Origin of the sequence: Cellulomonas algicola, from assembly GCF_019024305.1 — a bacterium.
GTDB classification, from domain to species: domain Bacteria; phylum Actinomycetota; class Actinomycetes; order Actinomycetales; family Cellulomonadaceae; genus Cellulomonas; species Cellulomonas algicola.
Map to the genome: position 1 here is coordinate 38,312 of NZ_JAHKSJ010000012.1, position 14,421 is coordinate 52,732.

General features: G+C 73.7%; 13 protein-coding genes. 9 read left to right on the forward strand and 4 right to left on the reverse strand.

Annotation, left to right across the window (positions count from 1 at the left end):
• Positions 1 to 139: 139 nt before the first annotated feature.
• Both KOV94_RS10535 and KOV94_RS10540 read left to right on the forward strand, forming a co-directional pair.
• Positions 140 to 790: a DUF6318 family protein gene (locus tag KOV94_RS10535; RefSeq protein ID WP_218052003.1), complete on the forward strand. Its 651-nt coding sequence runs from the start codon at positions 140 to 142 to the stop codon at positions 788 to 790.
• A 203-nt stretch (positions 791 to 993) separates the two neighbouring features.
• Positions 994 to 1,701 carry a hypothetical protein gene (locus KOV94_RS10540; RefSeq protein WP_218052004.1) on the forward strand — a complete coding sequence of 236 codons (708 nt, stop codon included), beginning with the start codon at positions 994 to 996 and terminating at the stop codon, positions 1,699 to 1,701.
• A gap of 117 nt (positions 1,702 to 1,818) precedes the next feature.
• On the opposite strand, the gene KOV94_RS21255 is transcribed toward KOV94_RS10540, so the two are convergent.
• On the reverse strand, positions 1,819 to 4,053 hold the full coding sequence (locus KOV94_RS21255) for an alpha/beta fold hydrolase (RefSeq protein ID WP_308160485.1): 2,235 nt from the start codon (positions 4,051 to 4,053) through the stop codon (positions 1,819 to 1,821).
• A 190-nt stretch (positions 4,054 to 4,243) separates the two neighbouring features.
• Positions 4,244 to 5,332 carry a class I SAM-dependent methyltransferase gene (locus KOV94_RS10550; RefSeq protein WP_235843480.1) on the reverse strand — a complete coding sequence of 363 codons (1,089 nt, stop codon included), beginning with the start codon at positions 5,330 to 5,332 and terminating at the stop codon, positions 4,244 to 4,246.
• Positions 5,333 to 5,448: 116 nt separating this feature from the next.
• Here KOV94_RS10550 and KOV94_RS10555 point away from each other — a divergent pair, with 116 nt between their 5' ends.
• Positions 5,449 to 8,175, forward strand: a complete 2,727-nt coding sequence (locus tag KOV94_RS10555) for a helix-turn-helix transcriptional regulator (protein WP_218052005.1) — start codon at positions 5,449 to 5,451, stop codon at positions 8,173 to 8,175.
• A gap of 11 nt (positions 8,176 to 8,186) precedes the next feature.
• On the opposite strand, the gene KOV94_RS10560 is transcribed toward KOV94_RS10555, so the two are convergent.
• Positions 8,187 to 8,747, reverse strand: a complete 561-nt coding sequence (locus KOV94_RS10560; RefSeq protein ID WP_162351443.1) for a GNAT family N-acetyltransferase — start codon at positions 8,745 to 8,747, stop codon at positions 8,187 to 8,189.
• 109 nt (positions 8,748 to 8,856) lie between these two features.
• Positions 8,857 to 10,488: a S1C family serine protease gene (locus KOV94_RS10565; protein ID WP_218052006.1), complete on the reverse strand. Its 1,632-nt coding sequence runs from the start codon at positions 10,486 to 10,488 to the stop codon at positions 8,857 to 8,859.
• 263 nt (positions 10,489 to 10,751) lie between these two features.
• On the opposite strand from KOV94_RS10565, the gene KOV94_RS21260 reads away from it, so the two are divergent.
• The 6 genes from KOV94_RS21260 to KOV94_RS10595 all read left to right on the forward strand — a co-directional run bounded on the left by KOV94_RS21260 (position 10,752) and on the right by KOV94_RS10595 (position 14,385).
• The gene (locus KOV94_RS21260; RefSeq protein WP_124343769.1) at positions 10,752 to 11,075 is read left to right on the forward strand and encodes a DUF6507 family protein; all 324 of its coding nucleotides are present in this window, start codon (positions 10,752 to 10,754) and stop codon (positions 11,073 to 11,075) included.
• Complete coding sequence (locus KOV94_RS10575; protein WP_218052007.1) at positions 11,057 to 12,448, forward strand: hypothetical protein; 1,392 nt, start codon at positions 11,057 to 11,059, stop codon at positions 12,446 to 12,448. The genes KOV94_RS21260 and KOV94_RS10575 overlap by 19 nt, the downstream gene beginning before the upstream one ends.
• Positions 12,445 to 12,744: a hypothetical protein gene (locus tag KOV94_RS10580; protein ID WP_124343771.1), complete on the forward strand. Its 300-nt coding sequence runs from the start codon at positions 12,445 to 12,447 to the stop codon at positions 12,742 to 12,744. Before KOV94_RS10575 ends, KOV94_RS10580 begins: the two co-directional genes overlap by 4 nt.
• A 203-nt stretch (positions 12,745 to 12,947) precedes the next feature.
• Complete coding sequence (locus KOV94_RS10585; RefSeq protein ID WP_124343772.1) at positions 12,948 to 13,217, forward strand: hypothetical protein; 270 nt, start codon at positions 12,948 to 12,950, stop codon at positions 13,215 to 13,217.
• The gene (locus KOV94_RS10590) at positions 13,214 to 13,495 is read left to right on the forward strand and encodes a hypothetical protein (protein WP_200829773.1); all 282 of its coding nucleotides are present in this window, start codon (positions 13,214 to 13,216) and stop codon (positions 13,493 to 13,495) included. Before KOV94_RS10585 ends, KOV94_RS10590 begins: the two co-directional genes overlap by 4 nt.
• 101 nt (positions 13,496 to 13,596) lie before the next feature.
• Positions 13,597 to 14,385 (forward strand): hypothetical protein, encoded by a 789-nt coding sequence (locus tag KOV94_RS10595; protein WP_124343773.1) that lies wholly within the window; start codon positions 13,597 to 13,599, stop codon positions 14,383 to 14,385.
• Positions 14,386 to 14,421: the final 36 nt, after the last annotated feature.

Below are 14,421 nucleotides of genomic sequence, written 5' to 3' on the forward strand. Positions count from 1 at the left end.
CAGTCCAGCCTACTGCCCAAACGCCGCCCCCGTCGCACTCATTCCCGGGCGCATGGCTGCTGCCCATACTCGTCACCTGGGGTGCCCGGGCTGCGGATGAGGTCGTCGCCGAGATGTCCGGTTCGACTACCTTCGCCCCATGTCGAACCGCGCACGGGGGCACGGCCGCATACGCACGGCCGTCGCGGCAGCAGGTGTCGCACTGATCGCCGCTGGCGTAACGAGCTGCACAAAGGAAGACGCGAGACGCGACGCGTCCGCGAGCCCTAGCCAGTCGGCGACGTCCTCAGGGGCACCGAGTGTCGCTGCGGCTCCGACGCCGACCACGCCGGGCACGATCGCGGCGCTACCGGACGGAGTGAAACCCTCTCGACCTCTGGCACTCGACGCGGCGCCGACTGTCGAGTCCGCACAGGCAGTCCTCACCTACTGGTTGCAGTTGCTCCCCTACGCCCAGCAGGCGGGCGACGTCACCGAAGCGAAGGCCATGAGCCATCCCGAGTGCGAGTTCTGCAACAGCATCACTGGCTCCATCGAGGAACTTCTGTCCAAGGGCGACCGGTCGGTTGGCGGCGGCTACACGATCTCTGATCAGTTCGGAACCGAAGTCGTGCTCGGCAACTGGTACTCCCTCAAGCTCACTCTCGTCGAAGCGCCGTCCTCAGAAGTAGACAAGTTCGGCACCACCCTCAAGACGTATCCGGGCCACACCTACTCGATCGATGCGATCGTGCTCCACGAGTCGGGGGCGTGGTCTATCCGCGGTGTGTCGTACGAGGTCCTCGCGTGAGGCGTGCCGCGACTGTCGCGATGCTCGCGACGGCGGTTGTCGGAGTGACGACCGCTCCGTCGCACGCTCTGGAGATCACGGACGAAGCAGAAGACGACTCGATCGTGATGACGGCCTTTCGAGCGGAGCAGGAGTTCCGACGAGGGCGCGACGCCGATCCAGCGCGTGCCACCACGAGGTACGCGCGAGCCCCGATGTGCAACATGGCGACCGGGGCTGTCGCCGAGATGGGCGACGCCGACGACGTGTTCGGTGAGGGCGACAGCGATGGGGACGGCCGGATCGCATGCGGGCCGTCGAACACCACGGTGCCCGTCCCCGTCTGCGTCGACGGGCCACCCGTCCTGCCACTGTGGCGGCAGACGCGGGCCGAGTTCACCGACCCGTGGCCGGCTGAGTGGACGCTGGCGCTGGGCTACTCGTGTCCCGAGGATGCCGTACCGACGATGACGGCGGCGGACTTCCGGCGGTTGCCGCTGGCGGCGCCCGTGCTGCGGTTGCAGCCCGATCGGGGGTGGGTGCTGGTCAACAAGGAGACGATCGTCATGACCGATCCCGCCGAACAGACGTTGCGGACGGATCTGCTCGGGTACGGGGTCGACGTCGTCGCGACGCCGGCGAGCTACCGGTACGACTTCGGCGACGGGTCCCCCGACCTGATCACGACCAGCCCGGGGCACGAGTGGCCGAACCACGACACGTTCCACTTCTACGAGCGGCTCGGCACGGTGCAGGTGACGCTCACGACCACGTGGCAGGGCCGCTACCGGGTCGACGGCACGACGGTGTGGCGCGATGTCAACGGCACGGCGACGACCGCGACGACGAGCGCACCGTTCACCGTCGAGGAGCGCCGTTCGCGGCTGGTCGACGACCTCTGCACCGACATCCCCAAGCCCGATGACTGCTGAGGTCGCTCGGGCGCGGGCCGACGCTCGCCGTCCCGCCGGTGCCGCCGGGCGGCGCGGACCGAACGGCGTCTGAGAGCAGGGCGCGTCGGTCAGGCGTCTGCGAGCGGGTCGTGTCGGTCAGACGAGGTCGGCGAGGAGGTCGGCGGCGCGGGCGGCGCCGTCGGTCTCGACCGGGCGGTACGCGACCTCGCGGCCGGCCTCCTTGGCGATGGCCTCCGCCAGGGCGTCGGGGTCGACGGCCTCCTCGTAGGGCAGGTGGCGGCCGGCCTCGTAGCGGTCGAGGCGGGCGCGGACGTGGAACGACTGCTCGAAGTGGTGGCGGAGCGGGACGTACACGAACGGCTTGCGCAGGGCGGTGAGCTCCATGCAGGTGGTGAGCCCGCCCTGCACGACGGCGACGTCGCACGCGGCGGACAGGCGGTAGAGGTCGGGGACGTAGCCGAGCACGGTCGCGCCGTCCGGTGCGGAGAACGATGCGGGGTCGATGCGCGGTCCGGCGACGACGACGAACCGCAGGTCGGGGGCCAACGACCGGGCTGCGGGGACGGCGTCGAGCACGCGCTGCAGCATGGGGCCGCCGACGCCGGAGCCGCCGACGGTCACGACGCACAGCCACTCGTCGGGTCCGACACCGAGTTCCGCGCGCACCGCTGGCGCCTCCACAGCGGCAGCGGCCGGGTCGAAGCCCGTCACGTAGCCGGCGAACGAGAAGTTCGCCGCGGTCCAGGACCGGATCGACGGCAGGTCCGGGCCGAAGGGCTGGTCGACGACGTCGTCGGGCGAGCCGACGAACACCGACCTGTCGCGCACCCGCGCGAACCGAGCACGTTGCTCGATCATCTCGGCGTTGTAGTCGGCGGTCAGCGCGGCCTCGTGCGCTCCTCCGTCGGGCATCGGCAGCCAGCCGACGAAGTCCGTCATCCACGCGAACGCGAACCGCTTGAGCTCGGGGTTCTCGTGCAGGAAGTAGTCGACGTCCCACGCCTCGTCCCCGACGACCAGGTCGTAGTCGCCGCCCTCGACGACGTCGGAGAACACCATGAAGTTGTGCACGAGGATCTCGTCCATGCGCCGAATCGCCTGGAACGCGTGCAGGTCGTGCTCGCCGGCCTCGTGCTCGACGTGCCCGGACTCGTTGCGCAGCCACGCGGACGCCGGGTGGACGCGCTCACCGTGCTCGCCCAGGACGCGGGTCACGGGATGCTGCGCGAGCCAGTCGATCTCCATGTCAGGACGCCGTTCTCGGAGCGCGGCGGCGATCGCGACGTCACGCTGGGCGTGCCCGAGGCCGATCGGGGACGACAGGTAGAGCACGCGACGTCGACGGTTGCGGGCACGGGTCCAGGTGCGCCGGACGAGGGCGTCCGCGGCTCCGGCTCCGGCGACGCGGGTCGGCGCGGCGCGTCCGTCGTCGGCGGGGCCTGTCCGGGACCTGTCGGCGTCGACTGCCGACCCGACGGACGACGCGGACGGGATCACCACGGGTCCTTCGACGCGCGGTGCGCCGGAGGGGCCGGCGACGCGTTCGACGAACGAGCGGATGAGGTGGTTCGTCTTGACGGGGTCGCGGGCGGGCGGGCCGTGGCCGGCACCGTCGAGGATGACGAGCGACCCGCTGGTGAGCTCGGCGAGCCGCTCGCCGAACGCGAGAGGACGGATGCGGTCGTCCGACCCGTGGACGACGAGCACGGGGCAGGTCACGGCGCGCGTGAGCGGCACGATCGACTCGCACACGGCGCCGTCGCACCCGAGCCGACCGGCCGTCGTGTCGGCCAGCACCGACGGCGTGATCTCGTGCGCCCACCCGACGCAGTCCTCGATCTGCTTCGTCGAGTGCGGTTCGGGGAACATGCGCCGGAAGAAGAAGTCGACGAAGTCGTCATACCCGCCGCCGAGCCAGTAGTGCTTGTTGTACTTCGCCCAGCCGTGCGTCGTGTCGAGGGGACGGTCCCAGGGCACCTCGTCACGACCAGGGGTCGCGACGACGAGCCCGCACGACGGGGCGATCGCGACGATGCCGCGCACGCGTGACGGGTGCCGGGCGGCGTGGTGGACGGCCCATGCGGCACCGCACGACAACGTCACCAGCACGGGCGCCGGTGTCGACGTCGCGTCGAGGACCGCGAGCAGGTCGGCCGCGTACTCGGTGTCGGTGTAGGCCGCGGCACCGGCGGGTCGCGACGACGCGCCGCTCCCCCGCCCGTCGAACGTGACGACGCGGAAGTGCCGGGCGAGGTAGCCGACCTGCAGCTTCCAGAACCGCGACGGCACGATCGACCACGTCGGCACGAGCACCACGGTCGGGACGGACGCGTCGTGGTGGTCGCCGTAGACGGCCCAGGCGATCCGCACGTCGCCGCGCGTCGCGACGCCCTCGACGTCGGGATCGGCGGCGCGGCTGGGGTGGTGCCCAGGCGTGGCCCGGGGCCGTGGCTCACAGACGCAGTCTGCGCCGCCACGGCCCCCAGGTCACCCCCTCGCCCCGGACCGACCGCACCCGCGGCCCAGGGCGCACCCGACGGGCGTGGGGCTCGCGGACTGCTCACGGCCGGATCTCGAACACGTTGTTGAACGGCGTCGCAGCAGCGGTCCGGAAGGAGCCACCGAACCCACCGGCGGTCGCGACGTCGCGGATGCGCGCGGGTCCGGCCTGCGTGCCGAGCGCGAGGCCGACGTCCTGCGACAGCGACGCGGGCGTGCACAGGAGCGTCGAGAAGCCGTAGTACGTGCGGCCGACGGGGTTGAGGTTGTCCTCGACGCGGTCGCCGGCCTTGGGCTCGACGACCATCCAGGTGCCGTCGTCGGCGAGCGCCTGGCGGACGTACCGCGCGGCGCCGACGGGGTCGCCCATGTCGTGCAGGCAGTCGAACATCGCGACGAGGTCGAACCCCTGCCCGGTGAACTCGGTGGCCGACGCGACCTCGAACGTCACGCGGTCCGCGACGCCGGCCTCCTCGGCCCGGGCCCGCGCGACCGCGATGGACGCCGCGTGGTAGTCGGACCCGACGAACGTCGAGCTCGGGAACGCCTGCGCCATGAGGATCGTCGACGCACCGTGCCCGCAGCCGACGTCGGCGACGCGCGCCCCGGCGGTCAGCTTCTCCACGACGCCGGACAGGGCCGGGAGCCACTCGTTCAGCAGGTGCCCGTTGTACATCGTGCGGAAGAACCGCTCGCACCCGTGGTGCACGTCGGCGTTGTGCGCGTGCCACCCGAGCCCGTCGCCGTCGGTCGCGGCGGTGAGGATCTCCGGCGCGTCACGGACGGTGCCGGCGGCGAGCTGGAAGAACCCCGGCAGGTACGCGGGGCTGGTCGGGTCGGCGAGCGCGGCCGCGTGCTCGGCGGGCAGGGTGTAGCGGCGCGTCGACGGGTCGTACTCGACGTAGCCGCCGGCGGCCTGCGCCGACAGCCACTCGCGCGCGTACGGCTCGGCGGTCGCGGTGCGCTCCGCGAGCGACGCGGGGGTGATCGGCTCGCCGTCGGCCATCGTGCGGTAGTAGCCGAGCTTGTCGCCCATGACGACGAGCGCGGTGTTGAGCGTGGCGCCGACCTCGTCGACGGCACGGAAGACGAAGGACATGAGCTTGTCGGGGTCGATGGTGCGCTGCGGCGCGTCGGCCTGGAGGGTCACGGTGGTGCTCCTTGTTCGAGAGACGTCGTGGACGGGAATGTCCGGGTTCGAGACTTGCGGGGCGCACGACCGCGTCGCATCAGGGGGTCCCCCTGGGGTCTCCCTAGAGTGGGACGGTGCTGGTCGGCCGCGAGCACGAGCGCCAGGTGATCCGCTCCCTGGCGGCCGGCGCGCGCGTCGGGCGGGGCGGCACGCTCGTCGTGGTCGGCGAGGCGGGCATCGGCAAGTCGGCGCTGCTGCACGACGCCGCCGACGACGCGGCCGCGCACGGCATGACCACGCTGCGCGCGCAGGGCGTCGTCGGCGAGCGCGACGTCCCGTTCGGCGGCCTGCTGCAGCTGCTGCGCCCGGTGCTCGACCACCTCGACGGGCTGCCCGCGCCGCAGGCGGACGCGCTCGGGGCGGCGCTCGCGCTGCGGCCCGGGTCGGCGAGCGAGCGGTTCGCCGTCGGCGCGGGGGTCCTCGGTCTGCTGAGCCGGGCCGCGGAGGACGCGCCACTCGCGCTCGTGGTCGACGACGCGCACCTCCTCGACGCACCGACCGCGCACGCGCTCACGTTCGCGGCGCGCCGCCTCACCGCGGACCCCGCCGTCGTCCTGCTCGCGATCCGGGCGGGGCAGCCGTCGACCGTCATGGAGGCCGGCCTGCCGACGATGACCCTCACGGGGCTCCCGGACGAGGACGCGGACGCGCTGCTGCGCAGCGTCGGTCGCCGGCTGCCGCTGCCGGAGCGCGAGCGTCTGCTCGTCGCGACGGGCGGCAACCCGCTCGCGTTGCTCGAGCTCCCCGACGACAGCACGCTCGGCGCACTGCCGGACGGGGCTCCCATCCCGGTCCCGGCGTCCCTCGCGCGTGCGTTCGCGGCCCGTGCCGACGCGCTGTCCCCGGCAGCCCGGACCGCGCTCCTCGTCGCGTCGGCGGCCGCGGGCGAGCCCGTGGCGACGGCGGCCGCGTGCCTGCATCTCGGCGTCGACGTCGCCGACCTCGACGGCGCGGCGACGGCCGGGCTGGTCACGGTCGACGCGGGACGCGTCGCGTTCCGCCACGACCTCGTGCGGTCGGCGGTGTGGACGGAGGCGTCGCCCGTCGAGCGTCGCGAGGTGCACCGCGCGCTCGCCGCGGTCGTCCCGCCCGGTGACCTGGACCGACGGGCCTGGCACCTCGGCGAGGCCACCACGACGCCCGACGAGGCCGTCGCCGCGGTCCTGGACGCGGCCGCGACGGCCGCCCGCGACCGTGGTGCGCACGCCGTCGCCGCCGCCGGCTTCGAACGTGCGGCCACGCTGACCCCCGACGCCGCCGATCGCGCGCGACGTCTCGTCATGGCCGCCGAGTCGGCCTGGCGGGCGGGCCAGGCGGAGTTCGCGCTCGACCTGCTCGCGGCGTCGTCGGCCCTCCCCCGCACGCCCGACCTCGTGCTCCGTGCCGCGGCGCTCGAGGGGGCCGTCACCGCACGGACCGGATCCGTCGAGCGCGCGCGCGACGTGCTCGTCGCGGCCGGGGCGACCGCGCAGGACTCCGACGTCGCCGTGCCGCTGCTCGCCGAGGGCGTCCTCGCGGCGCAGTTCGCGGGCGACATGGCGACCGCCGCCGACGCGGGCCGACGCATCGAGGGCCTGCTGCCGGACCTGCGCACGGACCGCGCGCGGTGGCTCGGGTCGATGGCCGTCGGCGTCGCGGACATCCTCACCGGGACGGGCGGCCCCGACCGTCTGCACGACGCGACCGCGCACGTCGCGGACGACCCCGCGCTGCTCGAGGACCCCGCGCTCGCGCCGTGGCTCGTCATCGGGCCGCTCTACCTGCGCGAGGAGGGCACGGCGCGGGCCGTCATCCCGACCGTCGTCGCGCACCTGCGCCGCCGCGCCGACCTGGGCGTGCTGCCGATGCTGCTGTTCTACGTCGCGCGCGACCAGGCCACGACGGACCGCTGGAACGACGCCGCCGCCACGTACACCGAGGGGGTGGGGCTCGCGCGCGAGGCCGGGCAGGCGTCGGACCTGGCCGCCGGGCTCGCGGGCCTGGCGTGGCTCGAGGCGCGGCAGGGCGCGGTCGACGCGTGCCGCGCGCACGCCGCCGAGGCGCTCGACCTCGCGACCTCGCTGCACCTCGGCTTCTTCCGTGCGTGGGCGATGGCCGCGTTGGGCGACCTCGCGCTCGGCACCGGCGACGCGCAGGAGGCCCTCGACACGTACCTGCGGCTTGTCGCGCTGCTGGTCGAGCTGGGCTTCGGGGACGTCGACGTGTCACCCGCCGCGGACATGGTCGACGCGCTCGTCCGTCTGGACCGCGTCGCCGACGCCGTGCCGGTCGCGGACGACCTCGCGCGCCGCGCGCAGGAGAAGGGGCAGCCGTGGTCCGTCGCGCGGGCGGCACGCGCCCGCGGGCTGGTCGCGGCCGACGCCGAGGTCGACACGTGGTTCGGGGCCGCACTGGCCGCGCACGCGCGGACCCCCGACGTCTTCGAGACGGCGCGCACGCAGCTCGCGTACGGGTCACGCCTGCGTCGGGCACGTCGGCGGACCGACGCGCGCACGCACCTGCGTGAGGCGCTCACGACGTTCGACGCGCTCGGCGCCGCACCGTGGGCCGATCAGGCGGTCGCCGAGCTGCGCGCCACCGGGGCGACCGCGCACCGTCGCGACGTCACGGGCCTCGACCACCTGACGCCGCAGGAGCTGCAGGTCGCCCGCACGCTCGCCGCGGGCCGCACGACGCGCGAGGCGGCGGCCGCGCTGTTCCTCAGCCCGAAGACGATCGAGTACCACCTGCGCAACGTCTACACGAAGCTCGGTGTGCGGACCCGTGCGGACCTGGCGACGGCGCTCGCCGACCGGGCGTGACGGCGCCCCACTCAGAGCTCGCGACGGACGACCACGCGCGGACGGCCCCCTGACCGCCCCGAGGTGGGCGCGACGACGACGAAGCCGCCCGCCTCGAACAGCTCGACGCTGCCCACGTACCCGGAGATCAGGTCGACGCGGCTGCCCCCGGCCTCGATCGGGTAGCCCTCGACGACCTCTGCGCCGTGCGCCCGCGCGTGGTCCACCGCACCGGCGAGCAGGACGTGCATCAGGCCGCGCTTGCGGAACGGCGGCCGGACGACGAAGCAGACGACGCTCCACGGGTCGCGGTCGTCGACGAACGGGATCGTCCGCGAGCGCATGAGCCGCCTGTACGTCGAGCGCGGAGCCACCGAGCACCAGCCCGCGGGCTCGTCGTCGACGTACGCGAGGACGCCCGGCCCGGGATCCGTCGCGCACTGCTGCCGCATGTAGTCCGCACGCTGGTCGTTCGGCACCGACGAGTCGCGGTACGCGGTGCACCAGCAACCGCCGGCGGTCGGGCTCTTCGTGCCGACGACCAGGCGGAAGTCCTCGAAGCGCCCGTGCGCGGGGCGGACGTCGGTCGTCATCGCCCCAGGGTAGGGACGACGTCCGACGCGCGCGCCGACGGGCGGTGCCGTCCCCTCCCGCGGCACCGCCCGTCCTCTGCGCCGGCCGACCGGCATCGGCCGTCCCCGGTCAGCCGACCGGGCCCTGCGCCAGCGTGACCGCGGCCTCGGTCGAGGTGCCCGTCGCGACGGACGTCCACGTGAGCGTGACCGTGTCGCCCGGCGCGTGGCCCGCGAGCGCCGCGGCGAGCGCGTCGGCGCTGGTCACCGCGGTCCCGTCGACCGCCGTGATGACGTCGCCCGCCGCGAGCCCGGCCGTGGTCGCGGGGGTCCCGTCGAGCACGCCCGCGACGCGTGCGCCCGTGCCGTCGTCGGCGCCGAGGCCGATGCCGAGGAACGCCGGGTAGCCGAGGACGACGCCGTCGCCCGCGTGCCCGGCCTCGATCTGCTGCACGACCGCGACCGCGTCGACGATGTCGACCGCGTACGCGACCGTCGCCGTGCCGCCGACCGAGGCGGCCGTCGTCATGCCCACGACCTCGCCCTCGTCGTCCAGGACCGGGCCGCCCGAGTCGCCGCCGACGACGGCCGCGGAGAACTCCAGCAGCCCGCTCAGCGTCTCGGAGCCGCCCGACGAGGACGTCGACGCGGTCATGGTCTCGTCAGTGCCGGTGACCTCGCCCGACGCCGCCACGAGGTCGCCCGTGCCCTCGGCGTTGCCGACGGCCGTGACCGTGTCGCCGACCTGCACGCCGCCGTCGTCGTCGAGCGTGACCGTCGCCAGCCCCGAGGCGTCCGCGAGCTGCAGCAGCGCGACGTCGGCGGACGCGTCGTATCCGACGACCGTCGCCTCGTACGACTGCCCCGTCGACTCGACGGTGACGCTGATCGACGTCGCACCCTCGACGACGTGGTGGTTCGTCAGGACGAGCCCCTCCGTCGTCAGCACCATGCCGGTGCCGGCCGACTCGCCGCCCTGGTAGCCCAGCGTGCTGGTGATCGTCACGACGCCGACCTGCTGCGCGTCGCTCGCGGGGGTCGCGGTCTGCGCGCTCGTCGTGCCCGTGCCGCTGCCGTCGTCGCTCGCACCCGGACCCGTGCGACCACCCGGCGCCTGGCCGTCCGGCAGGTCGGGCATCGTCGGTCGCGCACCGTCGGACCACGGCCGCGACGGCCACTCGGCGTCCGACACCCGGGTGCGGTCGTGCCCGTCCAGCACGCTCGTGATCCCCCACGCCGCGCCCCCACCGACCACCAGACCGAGCGCGAGCGCGCCCGCGACCACACCGGCGGCGGCGCCGCGGCGCACGCTCAGCGGCGGCTTGGGCGTCCGGGGCCCGCCGGGCGCAGCGGCGGTCGGTGCGCGGAACGGCCCGAAGCTGGCCCCCGGCGGGTACGGACCGGCCGGGGCGGCCTCTGTCCCGGCCGGGTAGCCCGCAGCGACCGGCACGGGGGTAGGTGCACCCTCGGGCGCGACGGGTACCGGCGCAGGTCCGCTCGCCGGTGCGGCCGGCACCCGCGCGGGTGCGCTCACCGGAGCGGCGGCTTCCGGCGCGGGTGCGTCCGTCGGAGCGGCGTGCTGCGACGCTGCCGCCGTCGTCGGCCGGTCTTGCGTGGTGCTCGTCTCGGGCACCGTGGGCCCGGCCGTGGTGCCGGTCCTGTCGGGCGCCGTGCCCTCCGTCGCCGGCTCGGGGCTCGCGCCCTGCGCCGGTCGGGGCGTCTCGTCGCCAGGCGTGCCGCCGGTGCGGGTCGTGTCGTCCATCGTGTCCTCCTCGGCTCACGCGTCGTTCGTCGTCGAGGACCACACAACGCCCCGAACCCGGACGGGCACTGGAGCGCACCCGTGCGCCACCTGTGAGACGGGGACCTGTGCACAACTCCGACGAGCGGGGGCGCGACTCGGGCACGCTCGGCGCTCGACGGGGACGACGGTCGGCCCGACGGGACCATGCAGGGGGACGCGATGCGCACGACGCGAGGCACGACGACCGACCTCCCGGCCACGGCCGCGCGAGGACGAGCCCGGTGACGGGGTGGCGGATCGACCCCGCGGGCGTGGTCGGCGTCCTCCAGCGCGTCGACACGGCGTCGACGGACCTCGCCGCCGTCGCCGGGCGGGCGACCGACACGTGCGTCGAGGTCATGGACGCCACGCACGACGCCCTCGTCGCGACCGAGCTCGTCGCGTTCGTCGAGACGTACACCGCCCAGACCGCCGCGAACCTCGCACGCGTCGCGGCCCTCGCGAGCGCCGCCTCGGACGCGTCCGCGCTCTACCAGGCGGGCGACGAGCAGATGGCCGGCGAGACCCTGCGTGCCGCGCAGACGACGTGGGGCTGGACGTCGTGACGGTGTACGCGGGCATCGACCCGGACGCGATCCCCGGCCGCGACCTCCAGCCCGACGACCTCGAACGGCTCGCCACCGACCTCGTCGGCTCGTCGCGCGCGTTGCGCGCGGGCGGCGCCGACCTCGTGGACCGCTGGCGCGCGCTGTCGGCCGTCTACGAGGCCCCCGAGGCGCCCACCCTGCTCGACGGCATCCTCCCCGTCGAGCCCGCTGCTGCGCGCTACGCCGACGCGCTCGCGCAGGTGGCGTCCGCCGTCCGCGAGTACGCCGAGACGATCCGCCCCCTCCAGCGCACCCTCTCCGGCCTGCGCGACGACGCCCGCTCCTTCCGCACCCGCGCCGCGGCGAGGGAACGCTGGGACGGCGACCAGGACCTCGTCGACGAGAACACCCGGCTCGTGCACGCCGTCGGCGTCCAGCAGTCGCTGCTCGACGAGGCAGCCCGTCAGTGCGCCCTCCGCATCCGCGCCGCCACGCGTGGCGACAGCGCCCTGCGGGAGTGCACCCCGGACGGCCTGCACCTCTCGCGCGCGACGACGCTCCCCGCCGACGACCAGCCGTGGGGCCACGTCGTCCGCCGCCACGACCCCTGTCCCAAGTCCGCCGCCGTCCAGATCAAGCACTTCCTCTGGGACGGCATCGCCGTCGACGGCGTCTGGGCCGGCGTGACGGGCAGCAGTGGCTACTACGGGCTGGACACCAGGACATGGGAGTTCAGCCTCGCTACCGCGCGGACGACCTGGGCCTCGATGCCCGACGTCTTCCGGGCCGACGAGCTCGGCTCGGACGTGCGCTACGAGGCGGCGAAGTCCCTGTTGGCGTGGGACACCTGGTCCGAGGACCCGGCACGCGCAGCCGGAGCAGTCGTCTTCACCTTCGTCCCGGGCGCGATCGGCCTCGCCGGGACCGCGATGAAGGGCACACGCGCTGCCGGCGTCCTCGGGCGAGCAGGCACCGCCCGGCCTTCGGCGGCCACGCAGCCCCGCGTCTGGCCCGACGCACCTGAACCCGGCACGTGGGAGCATTCGCTCGGCCACGACCCGAGCACGAAGCGGTGGCGTCCCGTCGAGTACCGGACGGCGATTCGGATCATGGAGGAACGAGGAGTGCGTCTCGAACGGGCCGGGAAGGACGAGCGCTACGACTGGATCGACGCTCGCGGAACGACGTACGACGCTGTCGGCGGTCAGGACGGTGCGTTCCTCCAGACGCAGCGCCAATGGAGCGACTTCCTCCAGCAGATCGACCTGCACCTCGACAAGGCGGATCTGATACCGGTCGACGTCTCGGGCTTCAGTGCTGAGCAGATCGCTCGCATCCGCGCGTACGTCGCGCCGCTCGACAACCGCTATTTCTTCGTAGGAGAACCATGAGTGGGACGATCTTCGGTCTGAACGACACGATCTGGCACGGCTCCAGGAGCATGTTCTTCTGGACGCTGGAGTCTGTCGCTCGACGCACGGAGCACGATCGGGTCCGGGACTACCTGCTCGAGCTCTCGGAGGCGGGCGTGAACTGGCTCAACTTGGAGGACTTCACAGAACGCGAGCACCTGGAGGTCCTGCACCTCCTCCACGCGACGGCTGACGTCGGACGACGCGAGCTCGAACCTGACGCCCACCTCGACGCCCTCGTCGAGCAGCTCGAGGAACTGAGAGCGCTCGAGTAGCCACACGAACGGCGGATGCGTCAGCGACGGCGCGATCCGTCGCCGTCGCGGTCGTCCCCCGAAGGCGACGACAAGGGATCCGAGGAGGACTTGCCATGAAAGGTGCTTGGCCTCGCCGAGGACGCGGGCTGCGCGGTCATCGCGATGAGGATGCTCCGCCTGCAGGGGACACGACGACGACCCCCTTGCTCTCGGAGCAGCCGATGACGGGTTGGCTGCTGTGGTGTCCCGGCTACGACCAGGGCTTGATCCGCCCCGTGCTCACCGAGTCCGGGCACGTGGTTCTGCTGTGCGACGAGGGAAGCGAGGTCTGGCTCCATCCTTCCGAGGTCTCAGAGAAGTCGTGGATCGATCCGAACCCGCCCACGTGGCGAGTCGCCGACGGCGTCTCCGTCGCGCCCCGCACGACCCGATGGGCGCGCCGGGAGCAGCTCCCCGCATCGTGGGGCGCGGTCGAGTGGCACGACGGGTGACCGCGGTCTCGATGCTGTGGCTGAAGGAGTGCCCCCACGACGACCAGGGACTGGTCTGTCCCCTCGTCACCTCGACCGGTGACGTCGTCCTGTTCTGCGACAGCGGCGGCGAGGCGTGGCTCGACCCCGCCGAGGTCTCCGAGGCGTCGGCGATGTTCCCGCGACAGCCGGACTGGCGAGTGACGGACGACGTCTCGGTCACGCCGGGGACGACGCGATGGGCGGACGCGCGCGACCTGCCCGACGCGTGGCGCGCCTTCACCTGGCACGACTTCTGATCCCGACCGTCGAAGGGGGCCGACCTGATGACGGCTCTCTCCCAGGTCAGGACGAGGCCGACGTTTCTGATGTCCTGCACGTCCAGCACCTAGGAGAACCGATGCCCGACCGCACGTTTGAGAGTCGCACCGACCTGCTGGTCGAGGCTGTCCGCGAGCATCCCGCTGCGGTGGGGTTCGTGCTGCTCGGCTCCGCCGCGCGGTCCGAGGCCGCCCGGCGCGACGAGTGGTCCGACCACGACTTCTTCGTGATCGCGGCGGACGGGAAGGGCGAGGAGGTGCGCGACGTGCGCTCGTGGCTGCCGGACCCGGAGCGGGTCGTCACCGTCGCGCGCGAGGGTGCGATCGGGTTCGCAGTGCTCTACGACGACGGGCACCTGATGGAGTTCGCGGCGGCCACGGGTGCGGAGCTCGGCGGCGCGACGCTCGTGCACCACGACGTCGTGATCGACGAGGACGGGACGCTCGCGGCGCTGGTCGAGTCGTCCGGTCGACGTGCCGCGGACGAGCCGCAGCCGGATCCCGCGAACGACGCGGCGCTCGTCCTGGTCAAGCTGATGGTCGGTGTGGGTCGGGCCCGGCGCGGGGAGGTGCTGAGCGGCGGCGAGATGGTGCGCCAGTGGGCCGTGAAGCATCTGGTGCTGGCGATCCGCGCGCGCGTCCCGACGGAGGTGCGGGACCGCGAGGCGATCGACCCGGCGCGTCGGTTCGAGGCGGCCTACCCGCAGATCGCGCCTCGGCTCGCGGCGGCACTGGCGGCCCCCGTCGAGGAGGCCGCGCGGGCGCTGCACGCGCTGGCGCGGGACGTGCTGGAGCCGGGCTGGGAGGAGTTCCCGTCGGCGACGGCAGACGTGGTGGCGGCCCGACTCGGCTGGGCCTCGACCACCTAGATGTACTGACCACGACCGTTGTTGACGTAGCGAGAG